The sequence below is a fragment of the Allobosea sp. genome, assembly GCF_030694325.1.
In the GTDB taxonomy this organism is placed as follows: Bacteria; Pseudomonadota; Alphaproteobacteria; order Rhizobiales; family Beijerinckiaceae; genus Allobosea.
Genome location: NZ_JAUXYO010000014.1, coordinates 1 through 8408 on the forward strand (window position 1 = coordinate 1; position 8408 = coordinate 8408).

General features: G+C 66.8%; 9 protein-coding genes. 5 read left to right on the forward strand and 4 right to left on the reverse strand.

Annotated elements, in window-relative coordinates; all coding sequences use genetic code 11:
- Positions 1–203: hypothetical protein (locus Q8M82_RS00545; RefSeq protein WP_305689445.1), on the forward strand; the 203-nt coding region annotated here is incomplete at its 5' end.
- A gap of 4 nt (positions 204–207) precedes the next feature.
- Here Q8M82_RS00545 and eno read toward each other — a convergent pair.
- A complete protein-coding gene (eno, locus tag Q8M82_RS00550; RefSeq protein ID WP_305689446.1) occupies positions 208–1491 on the reverse strand; it encodes a phosphopyruvate hydratase in 1284 nt (427 codons plus the stop codon).
- Positions 1492–1676: 185 nt separating this feature from the next.
- On the opposite strand from eno, the gene Q8M82_RS00555 reads away from it, so the two are divergent.
- Together Q8M82_RS00555 and queF are read left to right on the forward strand one after the other, a co-directional pair.
- Entirely contained in the window at positions 1677–1802 is a 126-nt protein-coding gene (locus Q8M82_RS00555) for a hypothetical protein (RefSeq protein WP_305689447.1), read from the forward strand.
- 84 nt (positions 1803–1886) lie between these two features.
- Positions 1887–2342 (forward strand): preQ(1) synthase, encoded by a 456-nt coding sequence (queF, locus tag Q8M82_RS00560; protein WP_192641689.1) that lies wholly within the window; start codon positions 1887–1889, stop codon positions 2340–2342.
- Between the two features lie 28 nt (positions 2343–2370).
- Here queF and Q8M82_RS00565 read toward each other — a convergent pair whose 3' ends face one another.
- The 3 genes from Q8M82_RS00565 to kdsA all read right to left on the reverse strand — a co-directional run bounded on the left by Q8M82_RS00565 (position 2371) and on the right by kdsA (position 6120).
- Positions 2371–3807 carry a pilus assembly protein TadG-related protein gene (locus Q8M82_RS00565; RefSeq protein ID WP_371126194.1) on the reverse strand — a complete coding sequence of 479 codons (1437 nt, stop codon included), beginning with the start codon at positions 3805–3807 and terminating at the stop codon, positions 2371–2373.
- A gap of 233 nt (positions 3808–4040) precedes the next feature.
- Positions 4041–5255 carry an MFS transporter gene (locus tag Q8M82_RS00570; protein ID WP_305689449.1) on the reverse strand — a complete coding sequence of 405 codons (1215 nt, stop codon included), beginning with the start codon at positions 5253–5255 and terminating at the stop codon, positions 4041–4043.
- Positions 5248–6120 (reverse strand): 3-deoxy-8-phosphooctulonate synthase, encoded by an 873-nt coding sequence (kdsA, locus tag Q8M82_RS00575; RefSeq protein WP_305689450.1) that lies wholly within the window; start codon positions 6118–6120, stop codon positions 5248–5250. The genes Q8M82_RS00570 and kdsA overlap by 8 nt, the downstream gene beginning before the upstream one ends.
- A 278-nt stretch (positions 6121–6398) precedes the next feature.
- On the opposite strand from kdsA, the gene clpS reads away from it, so the two are divergent.
- A complete protein-coding gene (gene clpS, locus Q8M82_RS00580; protein WP_066716606.1) occupies positions 6399–6740 on the forward strand; it encodes an ATP-dependent Clp protease adapter ClpS in 342 nt (113 codons plus the stop codon).
- A gap of 48 nt (positions 6741–6788) precedes the next feature.
- A partial coding sequence (locus Q8M82_RS00585) for a Clp protease N-terminal domain-containing protein (RefSeq protein WP_305689451.1) occupies positions 6789–8408 on the forward strand: 1620 nt, incomplete at its 3' end.

The window sequence follows — 8408 nt, forward strand, 5'->3', positions numbered from 1 at the left end:
CACCGCTCCCGATCGCACCGGCCGTTCAGGCGGCGGCTGTCGAAGACGCACCGCCGTCCCAGCCGCAACTGTGGCTGCTCGGCGTGGCGATGCCCACCCCGGTCGCCCGCGTCGGCGACGCGATGTCCGGGGCGGTCGGTGTCGTCGGCGCGGCCGGCCTCTGGACGCTGTCGCGCGCCTCCAGCCTGCTGCCGCGCCTGTGAGCGCTCAGGCCAGGGCCTTCAGCGCGCTGCGGCCGGCATAGACCGCCTGGGCGCCGAGCTCTTCCTCGATGCGCAGGAGCTGGTTGTACTTCGCGGTCCGGTCGGAGCGGGCGAGCGAGCCGGTCTTGATCTGCCCGCAATTCGTCGCGACCGAGAGGTCGGCGATGGTGGAATCCTCGGTCTCGCCCGAGCGGTGGGACATCACGGCCGTGTAGCCGGCGCGCTGCGCCATCTCGACGGCCGCCAGCGTCTCGGTCAGCGAGCCGATCTGGTTGACCTTGACCAGGATCGAGTTGGCCGTCTTCTCCTTGATGCCGCGCGACAGGCGGGTGACGTTCGTGACGAAGAGATCGTCGCCGACGAGCTGGCACTTGGAGCCGACGAGGTCGGTCAGCGCCTTCCAGCCCTCCCAGTCATCCTCGGACATGCCGTCCTCGATCGAGACGATCGGGTAGCTGCCGACGAGCTTGGCGAGGTACTTCGCCTGCGCCTTGGGATCGCGGCTCTTGCGCTCGCCCTCATAGACGTAGGACCCGTCCTTGAAGAACTCGGTCGCGGCGCAGTCGAGCGCCAGCGCGATGTCCTCGCCCGGCTTGTAGCCGGCGGCCTCGATCGCGGACATGACGAAGTCCAGCGCGGCTTCCGCCGACTGGATGTTGGGGGCGAAGCCGCCCTCGTCGCCGACATTGGTGTTGTGGCCGGCGTCGTGGAGCTTCTTCTTGAGCGTGTGGAAGATCTCCGAGCCCATCCGCAGCCCCTCCGAGAAGGACGGCGCGCCGATCGGCATGATCATGAATTCCTGGAAGTCGATCGGGTTGTCGGCATGGGCGCCGCCATTGACGATGTTCATCATCGGCACGGGCAGGACGCGGGCGGAGGTGCCGCCGACATAGCGGTAGAGCGGCAGGCCGGCGGCCTCGGCCGCGGCCTTGGCGACGGCGAGCGAGACGCCAAGGATCGCATTGGCGCCGAGCTTGCTCTTGTTGGGCGTGCCGTCGAGCGCGATCATCGCCTCGTCGATCGCGACCTGGTCCTCGGCGTCCATCGCCACGAGCTGCTCGGCGATGGCGACGTTGACGGCCTCGACCGCCTTGAGCACGCCCTTGCCGAGATAGCGGCTCTTGTCGCCGTCGCGCAGTTCGACGGCCTCATGCTTGCCGGTGGAGGCTCCGGAAGGCACCGCGGCGCGGCCCATCGAGCCGTCCTCCAGCACGACGTCGACCTCGACCGTGGGGTTGCCGCGGGAATCAAGGATCTGGCGGCCGATGATGTCGATGATCGCGGTCATGGAAGGGCTCCGTGGCGGGCGCAGGGGAGGGCGTCGGCCGTGCTTCTAGCCAAGCGGCAGCCCTGCGGGAAGCCCCGATCGCCCGTCGGCGGAGCCGGCTGCTCCCGAGTGTCGCGGCCACGAGCGGTCCGCGGCTTGCGGTCTTCCCGGTGCCGAACGCGGCACTGTTCCATCGGGAGACGACAATGTTCCAGATCTGGTCCGACAACCGCCGGCCCTCGCGAGCAACTGTGCTGGCCTCGGTCGCCCTCACGGTCCTCTACTGGGCCGGTCTCTGCTTCGTCGCGGGCCGCCCGATCTGGTTCTGGTGAGGGCTGCGGCACCGGCGCCCGCGAAAACCGGTTCCCACCCGGCGTGACCTTGCTCTAGAAGGCGCCCAACCTCAGGAGCCCCTCATGTCCCTCGATGCCGCCACCCTGCAACTCGGGCAGCAGACCGGTTTGCCCGCTTCGCCGGAGGAGGCGCGCCTCGACCGCGTGCCCAATCCCCATGCCGGGACCTCGTATCTGGCGCGCTTTACATGCCCGGAATTCACTTCGATCTGCCCGGTCACCGGCCAGCCCGATTTCGGCATCCTCGTCATCGACTATCTGCCGGGGAAATGGCTGGTCGAGTCGAAGTCGCTGAAGCTCTATCTCGGCGCCTTCCGCAACCATGGCGCCTTCCATGAGGATTGCACCGTCGGCATCGGCAAGACGCTGGTCGAGCTGCTGGAGCCGGAATGGTTCCGCATCGGCGGCTACTGGTATCCGCGCGGCGGCATTCCGATCGACGTGTTCTGGCAGACTGGCGAGCCGCCCAAGGGCCTCTGGCTGCCGGACCAGGGCGTCGCGCCCTATCGCGGGCGCTGACGTCCTGGCCGAAGGCCGGCGCTGAGCCTCACTGCGACAGACGCAGGCTGGTCAGCGACTGGCCAATCGACTGGAAGGCCGTGGTCAGGGCCGCGGCGTTGGTCGCGTCGTAATAATGGTTGGTGCTGGTGGCACAGCTCTGGAGCATCGTTTTGGCAGCGAGGTCCGTCACGGCGAAGGCGATGGTGAAGACCTCGATCTTCTTCACCTTGGCTTCGGTGCAGATGCTCAGCGTGTCATTGTTGACCTTGGTGACCTGATTGGCCGCCGTCGTCGCGTTGCTGTTCAGGTTCCCGTGGGAGCCGTTCGAGTTGAGGATGCGCGTATTGGCGCCGTCGGTCATCAGGACCAGAACCTTCCGCGGCACCTTGTTGGCCGTGTCGTAAGCGGCGCCCTCGGTGAAGGGGGCGGCGGGCGACAGGAGGTTGACGCCCCAGACCATGCCGTCGGGGATATAGGTCGAGGGCTTGTAGTTGCCGATGTTGATGACCAGCCCGTCGATCGCGCTCGTCAGCGTCATCTTGTTGTTGGTCAGCGGAACGATCGGGTTGAGGCAGCTCTGGCTGGTGCCGATGAAGCCCTGATACTTCGTCGAGGCCGAAGCATCCGGCAGCAGCAGGTTCGCGCCCGTGTTGCGGCTGTAGATGCAGCCATACCATTTGGTGATGGTCGTCTGCGTGGTCGCGGGACTGCCCTTGGTGCAGGACTGGTACGGCGTGATCGGAACGGTCGTGCAGACGTTGGGTGTGCAGTCATAGGACGTCACGACGCCGTCGGTCACCGACGTGCAAGTCTTCGGCGCGCCCTTGGTACAAACGTTTTTCGTACTCACCGTGGTGCAGACGGGATCGACTGCCGGAATCGGCTTAACGTCCGTCTTGTCGGCCGGAACCGAGATCCAAGAGGCACTGCGGTTGCCAGTGCCGACATTGATATAGTCGGCGAAGGGCACGATGCCGATCTTCACGCTCGCCGCGTTGTCCGTGAGCAGGGTGTTGACCAGGCTCTTGGCTGCCGATTTAAGCACGGTGATCTTGGAATCGCTTCCCCCGGCGCTCTCCGACATCGACCAGGTGTTGTCGAGCACGAGCGCCATCTCGACTGTGCCGGTCACTTCCTTCAGCGCGGCCGAGCGCGAGCTGAAGGCCATCGTCTTGATGCCGGCGATCGACATCAGCGAGGTGTCGAGCACGCCGCTGCTCTCGATCGTCACGGTCCCCGACGATTCCTGGAAGTCGAATTTGGTGATCTGGATGTTCTGGCCATCGATGCTGACCGTGTTGGCGACGAAGAACTTGTCGGCCGCCGCACGCATGGTGGCGGCATCCTTGCTCGGCAGCCTTGCGGCGGCGAGCGCTGCGGAATCGGTCGCGGCCTGCAGGTTGGTATGCGCCTTGGTCAGGCGGCCATAGTCGATGACTGCCCCTGCCATGCAGATCAGCGCGACGCCGGCGAAGGCGAACATGGTGACGGTCGCGCCGGCTTCGTCGCGGCGGAAACGGCGGACAACTCCGAGGACGGCATTTCGAAACGACGGGTGCATCGCAGCCTCTCAGCTCTGGCGAGGGCCTCGGGAGGGTCCGAGCGGGCGTCGGAAGCCTGAAGCCGATCACGATGCCGGAGGTTATGCCGGTGAGAGGTTGCGATTCCGTTCCGTCAATCGTTGAAACTCCGCGATGTTTCGCATTTTACGAGACGTCAGGTCCTGCTGTGGGGGACGGGGAGGATCCGTGGCGTCAGATAGCCGAACAGCGCGATGGCGACCGCGAAGGCCAGGATCGCGCCCGGGGTTCCCAGCACGCGCATGACGGCGCCCATCGCCAGCGGCCCGGTCGCCTGGCCGAGGAAGAAGCAGCAGGCGAACAGCGCCATGGCGGAGCCGCGGGCGGCGGGCGCGAGTTCCGTCGCCTGCGCCTGGAACGTGCCGTGCAGCAGGAAGAAGCCGAAGCCCTGCAGTGCAAAGAGCGCAATTGCGCTCCACCAGACCCAGTCGAAGGCGAAAAGGCACAGGCCGATCGCGCACACCACCCCGCCGAGGCGCGTCATCAGCGTGGGGCCGAGCCGCTCGACCAGGATCCGCGTCATGAGCCCGTAGACCAGGCAGCCGAAACCCATCCCGGCGATGACGAGCCCGGCTTCGGCAGGCCCGACGCCGGCTCGCTCGAACAGGATCGCGGCGACATAGGCCGGGATACCGAAGAGCAGGATACCCTCGATCACGACCAGTCCGTAAAGCAGCTTCGTGCGCGGATTGGCGAAGACGATGCGGTAATTGGCGAGCGCGCCCGCCACACTGAGCTTGGCGCGCGTCACATGGCGCCGCGGCTTCAGCACGAGCGCGACCAGCACGGCCGCCAGCGCGGAGACGACCGCAGCCGAGAGGAACGCGGCCCGCCAGCCGGCATGGGTCGCGATCAGGCCGGAACAGGCCGAGCCCGACATCTGCCCGATGATCATCAGCACGAGGAAGCGCCCGAGCGCGATCTGGCGTTCCTGCATCGGCGCACGGTCGCCGATCGCGGCCATGGCGATCGGAATGATCCCGCCGGCGGCGATGCCGGTGATCGCCCGCACCAACGTCATGATCTCGTAGGACTGCGAGACCGCGGCCACCGTCGAGAACAAGGCGAGCGCGATCAGGCAGGTCAGGATCGTCCGGATTTTTCCGATGGCGTCCGCCACCGGCCCGAGAAAGGGCTGGCCGAGCGCATAGGCGAGCGAGAAGCCGGTCACCATCATCACGATCTGCGACACGCTGCGCTCGAATTCGCCGGCGAGCGTCGGGATCAGCGGATCGATGATCCGCATCGTGAAGGTCGAGGCGAAGCCGCAGGCGCCGAGGATGATAATCAGGGCCGGCAGCGAGGTGGGGGCCGGCGCGGTGGCCGGTCCCGGAGGCGGTGTTTCAGACATAAGCCAGCGTAGGCTGGGCTCTCGCCTTGGCAAGTCGATCGAAGCCTTGCAGCTCTGCGATCAGCGCAGGGAAGGCCGAGAGCGGCACCATGTTGGGGCCGTCGCTAGGGGCGCTGTCGGGGTCCTCATGCGTCTCGATGAAGACGCCGGCGACGCCTACCGCGACCGCCGCCCGCGCCAGAACCGGCACGAATTCGCGCTGACCGCCGGACGACGAGCCCTTGCCGCCGGGCTGCTGCACCGAATGCGTCGCGTCGAAGATCACCGGCGCGCCGATCGTCTGCGCCATGATCGGCAGGGCCCGCATGTCCGAGATCAGCGTGTTGTAGCCGAAGGAGGCGCCGCGCTCGGTCAGCATCACATTGGGGTTGCCGCTCTCGGTGATCTTGGCTGCGACGTTGACCATGTCCCAGGGCGCGAGGAACTGGCCCTTCTTGACGTTGACGACGCGGCCCGTCCGGGCGGCGGCGACCAGCAGGTCCGTCTGCCGGCACAGGAAGGCCGGGATCTGCAGCACATCGACGCATTCGGCGACGAGGGCGCAGTGCTCGACCTCGTGGACGTCGGTCAGCACCGGCAGGCCCGTCTGCTCGCGGATTTCGGCGAAGACCGGCAGCGCCGCTGCGAGCCCCATGCCGCGTGCCGCCTTGACGCTGGTGCGGTTGGCCTTGTCGAAGGAGGTCTTGAAGACGAGGCCGATGCCGAGTTCCTCGGCGATCTCCTTCAGAGCGAACGCCATCTCCAGCGCGTGGTCGCGGCTTTCCATCTGGCAGGGGCCGGCGATGACCGAAAGCGGCAGCCGGTTGCCGAAGCGGACCGGGGCGGCGAGATCGGCACCGACGGTGACGATGGCATTGGCGGTCATGGGCGGCCTCTCCCGTCTGCTGAGGCGCCGGGCTTATGGCCGGCGGGGGGCGCGGGTCAAGCCGCGGCCCTGCGACGCCGAAGTTATGCGTCGGACGCGCGATCGCACTGGCGAAGCAGCCCCGAGGTCTGTAAATTCATCCGCGAAGCATTATGTCGGGCGGGTCACGACAGGGATCGATCTTGAGAACGACGGTTGCGAGCACGGTGCGGGCGGAGGGCGGCAGGAGGGCGGCCGGCGCCGGCTCGTGCGTGGCCTCCGTCGCGACGAGGCCCTCCATGGCCGACCGTCCCCGCCGGGCGGGGCCGCCGGCCGATGGCGGGCGCGAGGGCGCCGGCACGGCCGTCCTGACCCGGACGCGCACCCGCAAGCCCAATCTCTACCGTGTCCTGCTTCTGAACGACGACTACACCCCCATGGAGTTCGTCGTTCATGTGCTCGAGCGCTTTTTCCAGAAGGACCGCGCGGCGGCGACGCAGATCATGATGCATGTGCATCAGAACGGCGTCGGCGAATGCGGGGTCTTCACCTACGAGGTTGCCGAGACCAAGGTGACCCTTGTCATGGATCTGGCGCGCAAGCACATGCATCCGCTGCAATGCGTGATGGAGAAGAAGTAGCCTCTTGAGTTCGCTCATCCCCTCGAAATCGGAATAGGAGCGCAATCCGTGCCGAGTTTCTCGCGCAGTCTCGAACAGGCGCTTCACCGGGCTCTGGCGCTCGCCAACGAACGCCATCACGAATACGCCACCCTCGAACATCTGCTGCTGGCGCTGGTCGACGACCAGGACGCGGCCGCGGTGATGCGCGCCTGCAGCGTCGATCTCGACACGCTGCGGCGCAATCTCGTCGACTATATCGACGCCGAACTCGCCAATCTCGTCACCGACGGGCGCGATGATTCCAAGCCGACCGCCGGCTTCCAGCGGGTCATCCAGCGCGCGGTCATCCATGTCCAGTCGTCGGGCCGGGAGGAGGTGACGGGCGCCAATGTGCTGGTGGCAATGTTCGCCGAGCGCGAGAGCCACGCCGCCTATTTCCTGCAGGAGCAGGACATGACCCGCTACGACGCGGTCAATTACATCAGCCACGGCATCGCCAAGCGCCCCGGCGCGAGCGAGGCACGGCCCGTCCGCGGTGTCGAGGAGGAGCCCGAGCAGCAGCGCGACTCGCGCGCGGCCGATCCGGTCAACGACGCCGACAAGGACAAGAAGAAGAAGGAAAGCGCGCTCGACGCCTATTGCGTCAACCTCAACCGCAAGGCGCGCGACGGGCGGATCGACCCGCTGATCGGCCGCGAGGCCGAGGTCCAGCGCACGATCCAGATCCTCTGCCGCCGGCAGAAGAACAATCCGCTGCTGGTCGGCGATCCCGGCGTCGGCAAGACCGCCATCGCCGAGGGGCTGGCGCTGAAGATCACCCGCGGCCAGGTGCCCGAGGTGCTGGAAGACGCCACCGTCTTCTCGCTCGACATGGGCACGCTGCTCGCCGGCACCCGCTATCGCGGCGATTTCGAGGAACGCCTCAAGCAGGTGATGAAGGAGATCGAGGCCCACCCCAAGGCGATCATGTTCATCGACGAGATCCACACGGTGATTGGCGCCGGTGCGACCTCGGGCGGTGCGATGGACGCCTCGAACCTGCTCAAGCCGGCGCTCGCCTCGGGCAGCCTGCGCTGCATCGGCTCGACCACCTACAAGGAGTACCGCCAGTACTTCGAGAAGGACCGCGCCCTGGTGCGCCGCTTCCAGAAAATCGACGTCAGCGAGCCCTCGATCCCGGACGCGGTCGAGATCCTCAAAGGGCTGAAGCCCTATTTCGAGGAGTTCCACAAGCTGCGCTACACCAACGACGCCATCAAGGCGGCGGTGGAGCTGTCGGCGCGCTACATCCATGACCGCAAGCTGCCCGACAAGGCGATCGACGTGATCGACGAGACCGGCGCCTCGCAGATGCTGGTCGCTGAGAACAAGCGCAAGAAGACGATCGGCGTGAAGGAAATCGAGGCGGCGATCGCCACGATGGCGCGCATCCCCGCCAAGACCGTCTCGAAGGACGATGCCGAGGTGCTGCGCAACCTCGAGACGACGCTCAAGCGCACCGTCTATGGCCAGGAGAAGGCGATCGAAGCGCTGTCCTCCTCGATCAAGCTCGCCCGTGCCGGCCTGCGCGACGGCGAGAAGCCGATCGGCTGCTATCTCTTCGCCGGCCCCACCGGCGTCGGCAAGACCGAGGTCGCCCGCCAGCTCGCCACCTCGCTCGGCGTCGAGCTGATCCGCTTCGACATG